Raw genomic sequence first — 16,483 nt, 5'->3', positions numbered from 1 at the left:
ATTTCTCTTCCCCCTCTCCCTCCGGGAGAGGGCTGTAGTGAGGGGTAAAAGGTTAACGTTTTGGCACAAACTGCCTGAATAATTCGCGGCTCTTTAAGGGCTTGCCACCAAGATACGGCTTGAGCGCAATGCGGGTAAAGCGCTTTGCCGCACGTAAAGTATCAGCATCAGGAAACTCTCGCTCGTATAACGCCCTCAGGTGCCGTCCGGTAAAGGTGCTGTTATCCACCACGATACTCGCAATAAAGCCTTTCTCTTCGCGATAGCGGTAGGTCATTGAGTCTTCAACCTCGTCGCCGCTCCCCGCGCAGTGCAGAAAATCAACGCCGTAACCCAGGTGCCCCAGCAGCGCCAGTTCAAAGCGGCGCAGCGCGGGTTCGGGCGTGCCGGTTGCGCCAGCAAGAGCCTGGATACAGTGCAGATAATCGAAGAAAAGTTCCGAGAAGCGGGTCTCATGTTCAAGAACGCGGGAGATAAGCTCGTTGACATACAGACCGCTGTAGAGCGTGATGCCAGAAAGAGGAAGCGCCAGAGAGACGGCTTCAGCGCTGCGCAGGGTTTTGACTTCCCCTCGCCCGCCAAAGCGTACCAGCAGCGGCGTGAAAGGCTGTAAGGCACCTTTCAGGTTAGAACGTTTGGAACGTGCGCCTTTCGCAACAAGGCGCACGCGGCCCGACTCTTCCGTGAAGACGTCCAGCATCAGGCTGGTTTCGCTCCAGGGACGACTATGGAGAACGAAGGCACGCTGCCAACCTTCCATTATACTCGTCGTCTTGAGTTACTGATCTTCGCCGTAACCGAGGCTGCGCAGAGCACGCTCATCGTCGGCCCAGCCAGATTTCACTTTCACCCACAGTTCGAGGTGAACCGGCGCTTCAAACATGTCCATCATGTCTTTACGGGCTTCAATACCGATGGTTTTGATCTTGGCGCCTTTGTTGCCAATGACCATCTTCTTCTGCCCTTCACGCTCAACGAGGATCAGGCCGTTGATGTCGTAGCCACCGCGCTCGTTGGTCTGGAAGCGCTCGATCTCCACCGTTACGGAGTACGGCAGCTCGGCGCCCAGGAAACGCATCAGCTTTTCACGGATGATTTCAGACGCCATAAAGCGCTGGGAACGATCGGTGATGTAGTCTTCCGGGAAGTGATGAATGGCTTCCGGCAGATGCTTGCGCACGATACCCGCGATGGTATCCACGTTCAGTCCGGTCTCTGCGGACAGCGGAACGATATCGAGGAAGTTCATCTGGCTACCCAGCCACTGCAGGTGCGGCAGCAGGTCAGCTTTTTCCTGCACGTTGTCAACTTTGTTGACCGCGAGGATTACCGGCGTTTTGCCGTCACGCAGCTTGTTCAGCACCATTTCGTCGTCCGGCGTCCAGCGGGTGCCTTCCACGACGAAAATCACCAGCTCTACGTCGCCAATCGAACTGCTCGCCGCTTTGTTCATCAGGCGGTTGATGGCACGCTTCTCTTCCATGTGCAGGCCCGGGGTATCGACGTAGATCGCCTGATACGCGCCTTCAGTATGGATACCGACGATGCGGTGACGCGTGGTCTGCGCCTTACGAGAGGTGATGGAAATTTTCTGCCCAAGCAGATTATTCAGCAGGGTGGATTTGCCAACGTTCGGGCGTCCGACGATGGCAATAAATCCGCAATAGGTTTTTTCTTCGCTCATTCCAGCTCCAGCATTTTTAACGCCTGTTCGGCGGCAGCCTGTTCCGCCTTGCGACGGCTAGAACCTGTGCCCACCACCGGTTCACTCAGGCCACTGACCTGGCAATGGATGGTAAATTCCTGATCGTGCGCTTCGCCACGCACCTGCACCACCAGATAGGATGGCAGCGGCAGATGACGGCCCTGCAGATATTCCTGCAGACGCGTTTTAGGATCTTTTTGTTTATCTCCCGGACTGATTTCGTCCAGGCGGCTCTGATACCAGTTCAGGATCAGTTTTTCTACAGTCTGGATATCGCTGTCCAGGAACACGCCACCGATTAATGCTTCGACCGTGTCGGCAAGAATAGATTCACGACGGAAGCCGCCGCTTTTCAGCTCACCCGGCCCCAGACGCAGGCATTCGCCCAGTTCAAATTCGCGTGCGATTTCCGCCAGGGTGTTACCCCTTACCAGCGTGGCGCGCATGCGGCTCATATCACCTTCGTCCACGCGTGGGAAACGATGATAAAGCGCATTCGCAATCACAAAACTTAAAATAGAGTCGCCTAAAAATTCGAGGCGCTCATTGTGCTTGCTGCTGGCACTGCGGTGGGTTAATGCTTGCTGCAATAACTCCTGATGTTGAAAAGTGTAGCCCAGCTTCCGTTGAAGCCGATTAATTACGATGGGGTTCATGCGATACCAATAAATGAATGCGTCAAAAATGCAGCACACGAAACCGACCTGAGAAAACCAACGCGGTTTCGTGTGCCGTGGCACCCTTGCAGGGCCAACCTTAAACTTCGGGGAAATATTCTATACACAACGGCAGGGGATGTCGTTAGTTCGAAGAGATTTATCGCTGAAATAATTCACGTAGCCGCTAAATAAAGCGGCTACGCGTTCATTTAGCGAGAATTAATGGATCCCACCAATACGATTCAGACGTACACCGGTCGGCCATTCGCCTTCCTGCTTCTCAAAACTCATCCAAATCGCGGTCGCTTTACCCACCAGATTCGCTTCCGGCACAAAGCCCCAGTAACGGCTGTCCGCGGAATTATCGCGGTTATCCCCCATCATGAAGTAATGTCCCGGCGGAACAATCCAGGTCGCAAGCTGCTGCCCCGGCTGCTGGTAATACATCCCGACCTGATCCTGAGCAATAGGCACCGTCAAAATACGGTGGGTCACATCGCCCAGCGTCTCTTTACGCTCAACCAGACGAATGCCGTTCTCTTTGGTCTCACTTTTCGGAACCTGGAAGAAACCGCTGGTGGCTTCACCGCCGTTACGACGGGCGAAGGTCTGCACAAAATCACTCGGCTCAACGTTCGAGTAAGTGATTGCCAGCGCGTTTTCACATGCCGTGCCCGAGCTGCAGCCCGGCTGGACGGTCACTTCTTTGGATACCGGATCGTAGGTGACTTTATCTCCCGGCAGACCCACCGCGCGCTTGATGTAGTCCAGGCGCGGATCTTCCGGATATTTGAACACCACGATGTCGCCACGTTTCGGATGGCCCGTTTCGATCAGCGTTTTCTGGTAGATAGGATCTTTAATGCCGTAGGCAAACTTTTCTACCAGAATAAAATCGCCAATCAGCAGCGTTGGCATCATTGAGCCTGATGGGATCTGGAACGGTTCGTAGATAAACGAACGCACCACCAGCACGATCGCCAGCACCGGGAACACCGATGCACCCGTCTCCAGCCAGCCCGGTTTCGGGCCGACTTTCTTCAGGGTTTTCGCATCCAGCCCATCGCCAGTGGCTGCCTGGGCGGCAGCCTGACGCTCACGGCGTTTCGGGGCGAAGATAAACTTATCCAGACACCACAGCAGACCTGTTACCAGGGTGGCGATGACCAGGATCAGGGCAAACATGTTCGCCATGCCAACTCCTTAAGGGTTATTTGCCGTCTTTGCCAACGTGCAGAATGGCAAGGAATGCTTCCTGCGGCAGCTCAACGTTACCGACCTGCTTCATACGCTTCTTACCGTCTTTCTGCTTCTGGAGCAGCTTTTTCTTACGGCTGACGTCGCCGCCATAGCATTTCGCCAGAACGTTTTTACGCAGCTGTTTCACGGTAGAACGCGCGATGATGTGGTTGCCAATGGCCGCCTGGATCGCGATGTCAAACTGCTGACGCGGGATCAGCTCTTTCATCTTCTCAACCAGCTCACGACCGCGGTAAGGCGCATTGTCGTTGTGGGTGATCAGCGCCAGGGCATCAACGCGCTCGCTGTTGATCAGCACGTCAACGCGCACCATGTTGGACGCCTGGAAGCGTTTGAAGTTGTAATCCAGTGACGCATAGCCACGAGAGGTAGACTTCAGACGGTCGAAGAAGTCGAGCACCACTTCCGCCATCGGGATTTCATAGGTCAGCGCCACCTGGTTACCGTGGTAAACCATGTTGGTCTGGACGCCACGTTTTTCGATACACAGGGTGATAACGTTGCCCAGGAACTCCTGTGGCAGCAGCATGTGACACTCTGCGATCGGCTCGCGCAGCTCGTGAATATTGTTCAGCGGCGGAAGCTTGGACGGGCTATCGACGTAGATAACCTCTTTCGAGGTGGTTTCCACTTCGTAGACTACGGTCGGTGCCGTGGTGATCAGATCCAGATCGTATTCACGCTCCAGACGTTCCTGAATGATCTCCATGTGCAGCAGGCCGAGGAAGCCGCAGCGGAAGCCGAAGCCCAGCGCCGTTGAGCTTTCCGGCTCATAGAACAGGGACGCATCGTTGAGGCTCAGCTTGCCGAGCGCATCGCGGAAGTTCTCGTAGTCGTCGGAGCTGACCGGGAACAGGCCTGCATATACCTGTGGCTTCACCTTTTTGAAGCCTGGCAGCGCTTTGTCCGCTGGATTACGCGCCAGCGTCAGGGTATCGCCCACCGGTGCGCCGAGGATATCTTTAATGGCGCAGACCAGCCAGCCTACCTCGCCGCATTTCAGCTCGGTACGGTCAACCTGTTTTGGCGTGAAGATGCCCAGGCGGTCAGCGTTGTAAACCTGACCGGTACTCATCACCTTAATTTTGTCGCCTTTGCGCATGGTGCCGTTTTTAATACGCACCAGCGAGACAACGCCGAGATAGTTATCAAACCAGGAGTCGATGATCAGCGCCTGCAGCGGTGCATCAGGGTCACCTTCCGGTGGCGGGATGTCTCGCACCAGACGTTCCAGCACATCAGGAACCCCCACGCCGGTTTTCGCAGAGCAGCGCACCGCGTCGGTCGCATCAATGCCAACGATGTCTTCAATCTCTTCCGCTACGCGCTCCGGGTCGGCGGCAGGCAGGTCGATTTTGTTCAGAACTGGCACGACCTCGAGATCCATTTCCATCGCGGTGTAGCAGTTCGCCAAGGTTTGGGCTTCAACGCCCTGCCCGGCATCCACCACCAGCAGCGCGCCTTCACAGGCCGCCAGCGATCGTGAAACTTCATAGGAGAAGTCAACGTGGCCTGGGGTGTCGATAAAGTTCAGTTGGTAGGTTTCACCATCAGCCGCTTTATAGTCGAGCGTCACGCTCTGCGCTTTGATGGTAATACCGCGTTCGCGTTCCAGGTCCATGGAGTCCAGAACCTGGGCTGCCATTTCACGATCAGACAGGCCACCGCAAATCTGGATAATACGGTCAGACAGCGTCGACTTACCGTGGTCAATGTGAGCAATGATCGAAAAGTTACGTATGTTCTTCATATAGTTAAATAATTATGCCTTACGAATTCCTGGAGGCCGCTGTTCTTAGCCTGACGTTTTTCAGTGCGAAAACGCAGCATTCTACACTACATCCCCGTAACCTGGAAATGCACTTAGCGCCAAGCATAGCGCGAAGGAACGGCGTTTTCTTTTTTGAGATGTAAATAATAATAAAGCCCGGTAGATCACCGGGCCTCAGAAGAGAGCGTTTCCACACGAAGCTGGTCTGGACCGAGCGCAACGCTAAGGATGACGGGTTGCCATTCCTCTCGAGCAGCCAGCCTGGGGGATAAGCCCTTTGCAAGCCAAAATCCGCCAACGCCACCCAGAGCAGCACCACACATTGCCGCCGCGTCGGTATTGAACAACATCTGGAAAATGCCGCCCATGACAAACAGCCCCACCAGCGGAGAGAGATAAACCAGCACCGCGGAGGTCAGCAGGCTGCCTTCGGCAATACCCAGCTCGACCTTCTGCCCAGCCACCAGCGGCTGTTCGCTCGGAACAGCGATGGTATGTGAGGTTTGCGGCCCCAGCTTGTTCAGCACGCGGCTGCCGCAGCCGGCTCTGGAAGCACAGCTATTGCATGATGCTTTAACGTCACAACTGACCAGGGCAACGCCATCCTGCCAGGAGACCACCGTGGCCCACTCTTTAATCATTGTGCAGCCTTAAATTTAATGCTGTCAGAAATACGTTTCGCCGTTTGCGGCGGTAACTCTCCGACAATAGTGATCTCAGCGTTATCGCGTACCGTGGTGCTCACCGTCCGGCGGCCAGTACGAAGCATTTGCTCGGCGCTGTTTGCCGTCGCGCGGTTGATGTTCACCGAGAAGCTGAACAAACCATCTGAATAGAGGCGTGATTCAACCGGCGTTTCAATGGTCGGAAGCTGTCGTCGGCTGCTGGAGACTTCGCTAAACCCTTGCGGGATCCAGGAAGGTACCCAGTTGAAGTTTACTGAATCACCGGCAGGAACAGAAAGCAGCGGCGGCAGGCTGGCTTTGGCCAGATTCTGCATACTGTTGCCGACCTGGCTGTTAACGCTAAAGGAGATGACGCGGAACTGCTCCAGCGTTTCACCGTCACGGTCCAGCAGGTCAACGCGCATAGGCAGCTTGGTTTCTGCATCAATCCAGACGATGTAGCTATAGCGCGTGCCGTCGCGCGCGACAACGCGGATGACTTCACACAGTCTGTCGGCGATGCGCGTTTTCCCTACCGAGATAAAATCGTAGTAAGGTGCAAGACGCTTGAAATCGGTATAGATAAGCGACGGCAGGGAATCAACGATGTAATCGCCATTCAGCGTGAAAGGCTCAAGGCCAGGCTCGAAATAGCTGATTTCGTTCCCACGCTGGACGACTTCCCGACGCGGGCCATCCATCTGTAAAAGCTGGGCGAGCGGCTGGTTATCAAGACGGGCATGGCGATAGCGTAACGACTCGACGCCCTGCTTATTAATGCTGATAAATGCCAACTCGTAATTGAGTGACTGGCTGGCCAGATTCATTTGCTGCAACAACGCCCCGGATGAAACATCAGCCGAGGCGTTGGCAGAGAAGAACAGGCTACCCGCCATCAGAGACATGGCGAACCAAAGTTGCTTCATTACTGCGATTGCGTTCCTAAAGTTTGGTTTCCGGGCACTTGAACGGCAGCCTGCTGGGTTTGTGCCTGCTCAAACTGAAGCTGTTCAGAGTGCAGACGACGCTGCAACTCGTAATCCTGCAACATCGCATTGATACGACGGCGCTGCTCCTGTACCTGCTGTTGCTGACCGCCGCTTGCGGAAGCATCTGCCGGTACGCCCAGGCTAACCGGGCTGGCTTTGCCCATCATCGGCAGTGTGTTGAACACTGGCGCTTCAGGCTGCTGATTGACTTCAGACTGAGTGTTATAGTGCTGGACGCCAACAATAACTGCAAGCGATACGCACGCAGCCACGCCCATTTGGGTAAGCTGGCTGGCCCACGGACGCACTTTTTGCCAGAAGGGCATTTTCTGCCACTGGTGAGGTGCGGGCTGAGCTTCAGGAATCAGCGGGGTGGTCTGATGAACAGGCTCGTTCTCAATGGCCGCCATGACGCGTGCTGAGATATCGAAATGGAGAAACTCACCGGTATCACCGCGCAGGGTGTCACGGATGAGATGATAGCTCTCCCAGGTCTCTTGCATTTCAGGAGATTGAGACAGCTCGTTGAGCAGCTCACTATCCAGCGTTTCACCATCCATTAAAGCGGAAAGTTTTTCTTTCTGCATGCCTAATACCTTTTCCAGTATCCCGCTATCGTCAACGCCTGATAAGCGGTTGAACTTTATTATCAATGGCTTCTCGCGCACGGAAAATTCGAGAACGTACCGTGCCGACCGGACAATCCATGATAGCCGCTATCTCTTCATAGCTTAGACCATCAAGCTCCCGCAACGTAATTGCCATGCGTAAATCTTCCGGGAGCGACTCGATCGTGCGAAAAACAATTTGTCTCAGTTCTTCTGACAACATTAAGTTCTCAGGGTTCGAAATTTCTTTCAACGCGCCGCCGCTTTCAAAGTTTTCGGCGTCGATTGCGTCCACATCACTAGAAGGTGGACGACGGCCCTGAGCAACCAGATAATTCTTAGCTGTATTGACTGCAATACGATACAGCCAGGTGTAAAAAGCACTATCTCCCCGGAAAGAATCCAGCGCGCGATAGGCCTTTATGAAAGACTCTTGTACTACATCAGGAACGTCTCCTGACGGTACATATCGAGAAACCAGACTCGCCACCTTATGCTGGTAGCGCACCACCAGTAGGTTAAAAGCTTTCTGATCTCCCTTCTGGACCCGTTCAACCAGGACCTGGTCCGTTAACTGCTCGCTCATCCGAGGTAATGTCTCCCCAAACCTAAATTCCACGCGTTGTCGAAACGCCACTCTATAAGCACTGCACTTTGAGCAAGCACCGAGTTAGAGCGTCTGTTCTTCAATAAGTTCCGTCACGCCTTTGTTTTTGTTCATCGCGCCGCAGACCGTTCATTTTCTCTCATTATAAGTCTGTTCACGATACGTACCCACTTTCTGACAAGAAACATCAACTTTACTGTCAGAAGAGTAACGCAACACGGGCTTTATTTCACCACAAAATCTGACGCTAACGATCTGCTTCGCAAAATATTTTCGTTGATTTACCTCTTTTTAATCCCGCGCTAACCGTTTAGCCATTGTAACGCTGGTTAAAAAAAACGTGCGATATCTCGCATTCAGGTGCTATTCTCGCCAGACCGTGTTTAGTAAATTAAACAAGCCAATATGAACACAACTACAGAACTCCATTGTGATGTACTGATCATCGGCAGCGGTGCTGCCGGGCTCTCGCTGGCGCTGCGGCTGGCCGAACACCAAAAGGTTATCGTGCTGAGTAAAGGGCCGATGAGCGAGGGTTCAACCTATTACGCGCAAGGCGGTATTGCCGCCGTGTTTGATGAAACGGACAGCATTGCTTCGCACGTCGAAGACACCCTCATCGCCGGTGCCGGGATTGTGGATGCGCACGCCGCGGAGTTTGTCGCCAGCAACGCCCGGCACTGCGTTCAGTGGCTTATCGACCAGGGTGTACTGTTTGATACGCAGACTCAGCCAAACGGTGAAGAGAGCTATCATCTGACGCGTGAAGGTGGCCACAGCCATCGCCGGATCCTGCATGCGGCAGATGCGACCGGGAGAGAAGTTGAAACCACCCTGGTCAGCAAGGCGCTGAGCCATCCCAATATTCAGGTACTGGAGCGCAGCAATGCGGTTGACCTGATTATCTCCGATAAAATTGGCCTGCCCGGCACGCGTCGTGTAGTCGGTGCATGGGTCTGGAATCGTAATAAAGAAAAGGTGGAAACCTGTCGGGCAAAAGCCGTCGTGCTGGCCACAGGCGGTGCCTCCAAGGTTTACCAATACACCACCAACCCGGACATTGCCTCCGGCGACGGGATCGCCATGGCATGGCGTGCCGGTTGCCGCGTGGCGAACCTCGAATTCAATCAGTTCCATCCAACGGCCCTGTTCCATCCGCAGGCGCGTAACTTCCTGCTGACGGAAGCCCTGCGGGGAGAAGGTGCTTACCTGAAGCGTCCTGACGGCTCCCGCTTTATGCCTGACTTTGATGCCAGGGGCGAACTGGCCCCGCGCGATATCGTCGCTCGCGCCATCGACCATGAGATGAAACGTCTGGGCGTGGATTGCATGTATCTGGATATCAGCCATCAGCCCGCTGAATTTATTCGTCAGCATTTCCCGATGATTTATGAAAAGCTGCTGGGTCTGGGTATCGATCTGACGCGCGATCCGGTGCCGATAGTGCCTGCCGCCCACTATACCTGCGGTGGCGTAATGGTGGATGACCACGGGCGCACCGACGTGGATGGGCTTTATGCCATCGGCGAGGTGAGTTATACCGGCCTACACGGTGCGAACCGCATGGCGTCCAATTCACTGCTGGAATGCCTGGTCTACGGCTGGTCAGCGGCGGAAGACATTACCAAACGCATGCCTTACGCCCGTCAGTCTGAATGTCTGCCGGGCTGGGATGAAAGCCGCGTTGAGAACCCGGATGAGCTGGTCGTCATTCAACACAACTGGCATGAGCTTCGGTTGTTCATGTGGGACTACGTAGGAATTGTGCGAACCACCAGGCGCCTTGAGCGCGCCCTGCGGCGCATTACGATGCTGCAGCAAGAGATTGATGAATATTACGCCAACTTTCGCGTGTCCAATAATCTGCTGGAGCTGCGTAACCTGGTGCAGGTTGCTGAGCTTATCGTGCGCTGCGCGATGATGCGTAAAGAGAGCCGAGGCCTGCACTATACGCTGGACTACCCCGACCAGCTGGCTGAATCCGGCCCGTCGGTGTTGTCCCCGCAGGCTTACATAAACAGATAAAATGCCTGGGTCAGAGCGGTGTAATCTTCGGAGTAACGCTGGTCTGGCCCACGGATCACCATCCTGTCGTTAAAGCACTCCCCTTCTTTTGGCGAGAGCGCCAATAGCACGCGGTGCGGCAAGCGCCCTTCGGTATCTGAAATATCGGTACGCAGACGTAAGCTCCAGCCGATGTTCCGGGCAATCTCGATAAACGTATTGCCGGTACTTTCTGGCAGCACCACGCAGAAATATCCCTCTTCTGAGATCAACTCTGCCGCACTGGTTAACAGCGACTTGTGGTCCAGCGAGCGGGTATAGCGAGCCTGTTCACGTTCTGGCGTGCCGCACTCAACGCCGGGCTCGTAGTACGGTGGGTTGCTGACGATCAGGTCGTAACGTGCGGTTTGATCGGGCGCCCAGGCCAGCACATCCGCACATTCAATTTTGATACGGGCCGCCCACGGAGATTCTGCTGCATTTTCACTGGCCTGATCGGCCGCCTGCGCATCCAGCTCAACCGCATCAAGGGTGACGCTATCATCCGTGCGCTGCGCCAGCATTAATGCCAACAGTCCGCTTCCGGTGCCAATGTCCAGAATACGCTTAACGCCTGCGACAGGTGCCCAGGCTCCCAGTAAAATACCGTCGGTACCGACTTTCATCGCACAGCGATCGTGAGCCACAAAAAATTGTTTAAACGTAAAGCCATCGCGGCGCAGCTGCGCTTTGAGTTGAGACATGTCGGGGCAACCTTCTAAGTGAAACTGGAGTAGCATAGGGGAAAGCGAAGTGGTCGAAAAGCGATATCCATACAAACAGATGAAGATTACAGCCGTAACGTCTATAATCAGCGCCCCACACAGAGGTAGAACATGACTGTAACGACTTTTTCCGAACTTGAACTCGATGAAAGCCTGCTCAAAGCACTAGAGAGCAAAGGCTTTACACGCCCGACCGCCATTCAGGCCGCGGCCATTTCGCCTGCGCTTGAGGGCCGCGATGTGCTCGGTTCTGCGCCAACCGGCACGGGGAAAACAGCAGCCTACTTGCTGCCTGTCTTGCAGCATCTGCTCGACTTCCCACGTAAAAAATCAGGCCCGCCGCGCGTTTTGATCCTTACGCCGACGCGCGAGCTGGCGATGCAGGTTGCCGAACACGCACGTGAGCTTGCGGCGAATACCCATCTGGATATCGCCACCATCACGGGCGGTGTTGCGTACATGAACCACGCCGAAGTGTTCAGCGAAAACCAGGACATCGTCGTTGCAACGACGGGTCGTCTGCTGCAGTACATTAAAGAAGAAAACTTCGACTGCCGCGCGGTTGAAACGCTGATCCTCGACGAAGCCGACCGTATGCTCGACATGGGCTTTGCGCAGGATATCGAGCACATCGCGGGTGAAACGCGCTGGCGTAACCAGACGATGCTGTTCTCTGCAACCCTGGAAGGGGATGCGATTAAAGATTTCGCAGAACGTCTGCTGGAAGATCCGGTCGAAGTGTCTGCCACGCCATCCACGCGTGAGCGCAAGAAGATCCACCAGTGGTATTACCGCGCAGATAACCTTGAGCACAAGGTTGAGATACTGAAACACCTGCTGCAGCAGGAAGACGCGACCCGCACCATCGTATTTGTGCGTAAGCGTGAGCGCGTGCATGAGCTGGCGGGATTGCTGCGTTCTGCGGGGATCAATAACTGTTATCTCGAAGGCGAGATGGCTCAGGCTAAGCGTACCGAAGGCATTAAGCGTCTGACCGATGGTCGCGTGAACGTGCTGGTCGCGACCGACGTCGCGGCGCGCGGGATCGACATCCCTGACGTAAGCCACGTCATTAACTTCGATATGCCGCGCAGCGGTGATACCTATCTGCACCGTATTGGCCGTACCGGTCGCGCGGGTCGTAAGGGTATTGCGATTTCTCTCGTCGAGGCCCATGACTATCTGCTGCTGCAGAAAATTGGTCGCTACGTTGATGAGCCGCTGAAGGCTCGCGTCATTGATGAGCTTCGCCCGACCACCCGTGCGCCGAGTGAAAAAATGACGGGCAAGCCGTCCAAGAAAGCGCTCGCGAAACGTGCAGAGAGAAAAGAGAAAGAAAAAGAGAAGCCGCGCGTTAAGCAACGCCACCGCGACACCAAAAACGTTGGTAAGCGCCGTAAGCCGAGTACTTCTACGCCTGACTCGCAAACAGAAGAGTAAAAAAAAGCCGGGGAATTCCCCGGCTTTTTTATGCCACCCCCGTGGCGATAACCCTTACAGGCTTTCAGTAAAGGTACGCGCGATAACATCACGCTGCTGTTCTGGGGTCAGCGAGTTGAAACGCACCGCATAGCCTGAAACACGAATGGTCAGCTGCGGATATTTTTCTGGATGTTCAACGGCATCCATCAGGGTTTCGCGGCGCAGAACGTTAACGTTCAGGTGCTGACCACCTTCCACGCGGACTTCCGGCTGCACTTCCATTGGAACTTCACGGTACTCGATTTCGCCCAGTTTATTTACCGGAACGATTTCATCTTCAGCAAAACCCGCTTTTGCTACTACACAGCGCGCTTCGCCTTTCTCGCTGTCCAGCAGCCAGAAAGAGTTGAGCAGATCGTCATTTGCAGCTTTAGTAATCTGGATACCCGTAATCATGTTATGCCTCCCTTAGGCTACATTAACTGGTGTCGGCCTCATGCGGCCAATTGGTAAAACCATTGTTTCTTGCATGTATATATATCACCCAGCCACCCATGATTTATTGATTTAAATCAACAAAAACACCAACCACATAAAGAGTGTGGTTTGATTTTATTGTTTTAGATCAATTCCAGCCTTTCCTTATTTCAACCCAATCTGCACATTATCAAATAAAATTTAAGGGCTTAGCGGAAATTTCCGCAGGGAATTTTGCCGCCCGGGGTTTAGCGGTTAAGCTAGAGGCAGATTGAGATTCGCAGGAGAGCGAGATGACGACCCCCTTAACGTGGCATGATGTGCTGGCAGAAGAGAAACAGCAGCCTTACTTTATTAATACTCTTACAACGGTGGCGGCCGAACGGCAATCTGGCCAGACGATTTATCCGCCGCAGAAAGATGTGTTCAACGCTTTTCGCTACACCGAACTCAACGATGTAAAAGTGGTCATTCTCGGCCAGGATCCCTACCACGGGCCGGGCCAGGCGCATGGTCTGGCGTTTTCCGTGCTTCCGGGCATCGCCATCCCCCCTTCTCTGCTGAACATGTATAAAGAGCTGGAGGGCACCCTTCCAGGATTCACGCGCCCTAAGCACGGTTATCTGGAAAGCTGGGCTCGTCAGGGGGTGCTGTTACTCAACACCGTGTTGACCGTACGCGCCGGCCAGGCACATTCCCATGCCAGCCTCGGCTGGGAAACCTTCACGGACAAAGTCATCAGCCTGATCAACGAGCATCGCGAAGGCGTCGTGTTTTTGCTCTGGGGATCGCACGCGCAGAAGAAAGGCGCGATTATCGACCGGCAGCGTCACCACGTGCTGAAAGCACCGCACCCGTCGCCGCTGTCTGCTCATCGCGGGTTCTTTGGCAGTAATCACTTCGTTCTGGCAAATGAATGGCTGGAAAAGCGTGGCGAAACGCCAATTGACTGGATGCCAGTGTTACCGGCAGAGAGCGAGTAGGATGTGAATGTGCCGGGTCAGGCCCGGCACATAAAAGGCTTACGCCTTATTCTGACGCCACCATTCGGCCAGCAGCACGCCGGTTGCAACGGAAACGTTCAGACTTTCTACATTGCCTGTGCCGTCGATAGAGACGCTCAGATCGGCGCTGGACAGCGCAGCATCAGACAGACCATCACGCTCCTGGCCCAGTACCAGCACCATTTTACGTGGCAGCGTCGCTTTAAACAGCGGCGTACCAGCATGGCTGGAGGTGGTCACAATGGAGTAGCCCGCTTTACGGAACTGCTCGATGGCATCCAGAACGCTATCGCCGGTGATCGGCTGAACATGCTCAGCTCCGCCTTCAGCAGTACGGATAGCCGCACCGGATTCCAGCAGTGCAGCATCCTGCAACAGTACGCCTTTCACGCCAAAGTGCGCGCAGCTGCGCATCATTGCGCCCAGGTTATGCGGGTTGCCCACGTCTTCCAGCGCCAGCACGCAGTCATCGGCTTCCGCCTGGCTTACCCACTGCTGAACGGTGGTGCCGTTACGTTTTTTGATCAGGAAGCAGACGCCGCCGTGGTGTTCAGTACCGGAGGCTTTCGTCAGCTCGGCATCATCCACCACATGGTAGGCTTTACGGTTAGCGGCCATCCAGCGCAGTGCTTCTTTGAAGCGTGGGGTCACGCTCTGGATAAACCAGGCGCGGACGATGCACTCTGGTCGGCTCAGGAACAGGGCCTGGCAGGCGTTCTCACCGTAAACACGCGTCTCTTCAGCACGCTGACGGCGCAACACTTCCGGATCGATAAAGCTTTTACCGCTGATACCGCCGTGATCGGCCTTTTCAGGTGCCTCTTCGCCAGGGGCGCGAGAAACGGTACGCCACGGTGAGGCGTTATCACGTGAGAAGTCATCCCGCGGACGATCGTCGCGTGGACGGTCACTACGTGGGCGATCGGAACGCGGACGGTCATCGCGTTTGCGATCGTCACGCTTGCGGTCATCACCGCGGAAATTTTTGTCATCGCGGGCGGGGCGACGGCCACCGTCTGCACGAGAAGACGCCGGACGCCCGCCACCTTTTCCGGTACGCGGATTTTGGGTGCGTTTATCAGAGTCATCATCACTGCGGACATACATCACTTTGACCTTGCCGCTTTTGTTTTTCATTTCGTCGTTCATGCTTTTCTCCACCAGCGCTGCGCGAAGCGCGCAGATTACCCGATGTGCCAGCGCATAGCCATAATTTCGTACAAAAGCCTGTGACTATTGTTCTCATTGAATAAAACGCATTGTCGTTTCAAACAGGCTCATTGATAATATGTAACATATTAGAAACATTACCGGCGTTCTGCCGCTGTCCCACGGCTCTATCAGAGGTTAGTTATGAATACCGTATGTGCCAACTGTCAGGCTCTCAATCGCATTCCGGACGATCGGATTGATGAGGGCGCGAAATGCGGGCGTTGTGGTCACGAACTATTTGAAGGCGATGTGATTAACGCAACCGGTGCTACGCTGGACAAACTCCTCAAGGACGATCTTCCTGTGGTGGTCGATTTCTGGGCACCGTGGTGTGGCCCATGCCGCAGCTTTGCGCCAATTTTTGAAGATGTGGCGGAAGAGCGCAGCGGTAAGATGCGCTTCGTGAAGGTGAACACCGAGGCCGAGCGCGAACTCAGCGCGCGTTTTCGCATTCGCAGCATCCCAACCATCATGATTTTCAAGAACGGTGAGGTCATCGACATGCTCAACGGTGCAGTCCCGAAAGCACCTTTTGATAGCTGGTTAAACGAATCGCTGTAACATTCACGGGCCGCATCTTGTGCCCCGTTCTCGCCTCTGCGAAAATAGGGTTTTTCCTGCACTTCGCCCATGACTGATAACGCTGTACTTCAATTACGCGCCGAACGCCTTGCGCGCGCGACCCGCCCGTTCCTCGCCCGTGGCAACCGTATCCGCCGCTGCCAGCGCTGCCTGCTGCCGCTGAAAGTTTGCCTGTGCGAGACGCTGACGCCGAGCACTGCGGAAAGCCGCTTTTGTCTGGTCATGTTTGACACCGAACCGATGAAGCCGAGCAATACGGGGCGTCTTATCGCTGATATTCTGCCCGACACCGCCGCGTTTCAGTGGTCGCGGACCGAGCCGCCGCAAGCGCTGCTCGACCTGGTTGCAAACCCGGACTATCAGCCCATGGTCGTTTTCCCCGCCTCCTACGCCGGGGAGCAGCGTCAGGTCCTCTCCACTCCGCCATCCGGCAAGCCGCCGCTGTTTATTATGCTTGACGGCACCTGGACCGAAGCGCGAAAAATGTTCCGTAAAAGTCCTTATCTCGATGCCCTACCCGTCATTTCCGTTGATTTATCGCGCGTTTCGGCCTATCGACTGCGCGAAGCCCACGCTGACGGCCAATATTGCACGGCCGAAGTGGCGATTGCGCTTCTGGATTTGGCGGGAGACACCGTTGCTGCCAGCGCTCTTGGTAACCATTTCACCTGTTTTCGCGAGCGCTACCTGGCGGGAAAAACCGTTCATAAGGCCAGCGTCACAGCAACGGAAGCAGAAAGCGTTTAAAATCATC

18 protein-coding genes are annotated in these 16,483 nt (G+C 54.9%); 5 read left to right on the top strand and 13 right to left on the bottom strand.

All coding sequences use genetic code 11. The annotated features are described in order from the left end of the window. Nucleotides 1–52 precede the first annotated feature (52 nt). The 10 genes from recO to rseD all read right to left on the bottom strand — a co-directional run bounded on the left by recO (nt 53) and on the right by rseD (nt 8,305). Nucleotides 53–760, bottom strand: a complete 708-nt coding sequence (gene recO, locus D5067_RS06045; RefSeq protein ID WP_119937480.1) for a DNA repair protein RecO — start codon at nt 758–760, stop codon at nt 53–55. An 18-nt stretch (nt 761–778) separates the two neighbouring features. Next, nucleotides 779–1,684, bottom strand: coding sequence for a GTPase Era (gene era / locus D5067_RS06040; RefSeq protein ID WP_119937481.1), 906 nt, complete (start codon nt 1,682–1,684; stop codon nt 779–781). Continuing rightward, nucleotides 1,681–2,361, bottom strand: coding sequence for a ribonuclease III (gene rnc / locus D5067_RS06035; RefSeq protein ID WP_119937503.1), 681 nt, complete (start codon nt 2,359–2,361; stop codon nt 1,681–1,683). Before rnc ends, era begins: the two co-directional genes overlap by 4 nt. A 222-nt stretch (nt 2,362–2,583) precedes the next feature. Continuing rightward, a complete protein-coding gene (lepB, locus tag D5067_RS06030) occupies nt 2,584–3,558 on the bottom strand; it encodes a signal peptidase I (protein ID WP_119937482.1) in 975 nt (324 codons plus the stop codon). 16 nt (nt 3,559–3,574) lie between these two features. Beyond that, nucleotides 3,575–5,374 (bottom strand): translation elongation factor 4, encoded by a 1,800-nt coding sequence (gene lepA / locus D5067_RS06025; RefSeq protein ID WP_119937483.1) that lies wholly within the window; start codon nt 5,372–5,374, stop codon nt 3,575–3,577. A 185-nt stretch (nt 5,375–5,559) separates the two neighbouring features. Then, nucleotides 5,560–6,036, bottom strand: coding sequence for a SoxR-reducing system protein RseC (gene rseC / locus D5067_RS06020; protein ID WP_119937484.1), 477 nt, complete (start codon nt 6,034–6,036; stop codon nt 5,560–5,562). Next, nucleotides 6,033–6,986 carry a sigma-E factor regulatory protein RseB gene (gene rseB / locus D5067_RS06015; RefSeq protein WP_119937485.1) on the bottom strand — a complete coding sequence of 318 codons (954 nt, stop codon included), beginning with the start codon at nt 6,984–6,986 and terminating at the stop codon, nt 6,033–6,035. Before rseB ends, rseC begins: the two co-directional genes overlap by 4 nt. Further along, nucleotides 6,986–7,636, bottom strand: a complete 651-nt coding sequence (gene rseA / locus D5067_RS06010; RefSeq protein ID WP_119937486.1) for an anti-sigma-E factor RseA — start codon at nt 7,634–7,636, stop codon at nt 6,986–6,988. Before rseA ends, rseB begins: the two co-directional genes overlap by 1 nt. A gap of 31 nt (nt 7,637–7,667) precedes the next feature. Further along, complete coding sequence (rpoE, locus tag D5067_RS06005; RefSeq protein ID WP_006176728.1) at nt 7,668–8,243, bottom strand: RNA polymerase sigma factor RpoE; 576 nt, start codon at nt 8,241–8,243, stop codon at nt 7,668–7,670. Next, nucleotides 8,240–8,305, bottom strand: coding sequence for a rpoE leader peptide RseD (gene rseD / locus D5067_RS06000; protein ID WP_233606904.1), 66 nt, complete (start codon nt 8,303–8,305; stop codon nt 8,240–8,242). Before rseD ends, rpoE begins: the two co-directional genes overlap by 4 nt. Before the next feature lie 364 nt (nt 8,306–8,669). On the opposite strand from rseD, the gene nadB reads away from it, so the two are divergent. Further along, the gene (gene nadB, locus D5067_RS05995) at nt 8,670–10,289 is read left to right on the top strand and encodes an L-aspartate oxidase (protein WP_119937487.1); all 1,620 of its coding nucleotides are present in this window, start codon (nt 8,670–8,672) and stop codon (nt 10,287–10,289) included. Here the strand turns inward: nadB and trmN are convergent. After that, nucleotides 10,274–11,011 (bottom strand): tRNA(1)(Val) (adenine(37)-N(6))-methyltransferase TrmN, encoded by a 738-nt coding sequence (trmN, locus tag D5067_RS05990; RefSeq protein ID WP_119937488.1) that lies wholly within the window; start codon nt 11,009–11,011, stop codon nt 10,274–10,276. The two genes, nadB and trmN, sit on opposite strands and share 16 nt — an antisense overlap. A 132-nt stretch (nt 11,012–11,143) precedes the next feature. On the opposite strand from trmN, the gene srmB reads away from it, so the two are divergent. Continuing rightward, nucleotides 11,144–12,472 (top strand): ATP-dependent RNA helicase SrmB, encoded by a 1,329-nt coding sequence (gene srmB / locus D5067_RS05985; RefSeq protein ID WP_119937489.1) that lies wholly within the window; start codon nt 11,144–11,146, stop codon nt 12,470–12,472. 54 nt (nt 12,473–12,526) lie between these two features. Here srmB and grcA read toward each other — a convergent pair whose 3' ends face one another. After that, entirely contained in the window at nt 12,527–12,910 is a 384-nt protein-coding gene (grcA, locus tag D5067_RS05980) for an autonomous glycyl radical cofactor GrcA (protein WP_119937490.1), read from the bottom strand. Between the two features lie 314 nt (nt 12,911–13,224). On the opposite strand from grcA, the gene ung reads away from it, so the two are divergent. Continuing rightward, nucleotides 13,225–13,914 carry a uracil-DNA glycosylase gene (gene ung, locus D5067_RS05975; RefSeq protein WP_119937491.1) on the top strand — a complete coding sequence of 230 codons (690 nt, stop codon included), beginning with the start codon at nt 13,225–13,227 and terminating at the stop codon, nt 13,912–13,914. A 39-nt stretch (nt 13,915–13,953) separates the two neighbouring features. Here the strand turns inward: ung and D5067_RS05970 are convergent, their stop codons facing one another. Continuing rightward, nucleotides 13,954–15,084, bottom strand: a complete 1,131-nt coding sequence (locus D5067_RS05970; RefSeq protein ID WP_119937492.1) for a tRNA/rRNA methyltransferase — start codon at nt 15,082–15,084, stop codon at nt 13,954–13,956. A 204-nt stretch (nt 15,085–15,288) separates the two neighbouring features. Between D5067_RS05970 and trxC the strand changes: the two genes are divergently transcribed. Both trxC and tapT read left to right on the top strand, forming a co-directional pair. Next, a complete protein-coding gene (trxC, locus tag D5067_RS05965; protein ID WP_119937493.1) occupies nt 15,289–15,708 on the top strand; it encodes a thioredoxin TrxC in 420 nt (139 codons plus the stop codon). A 69-nt stretch (nt 15,709–15,777) separates the two neighbouring features. After that, nucleotides 15,778–16,476 (top strand): tRNA-uridine aminocarboxypropyltransferase, encoded by a 699-nt coding sequence (tapT, locus tag D5067_RS05960; protein ID WP_119937494.1) that lies wholly within the window; start codon nt 15,778–15,780, stop codon nt 16,474–16,476. Nucleotides 16,477–16,483 lie beyond the last annotated feature (7 nt).

The organism is Enterobacter huaxiensis, from assembly GCF_003594935.2.
Taxonomy (GTDB): domain Bacteria; phylum Pseudomonadota; class Gammaproteobacteria; order Enterobacterales; family Enterobacteriaceae; genus Enterobacter; species Enterobacter huaxiensis.
This window is presented reverse-complemented; position numbering and strand designations above follow the sequence as displayed.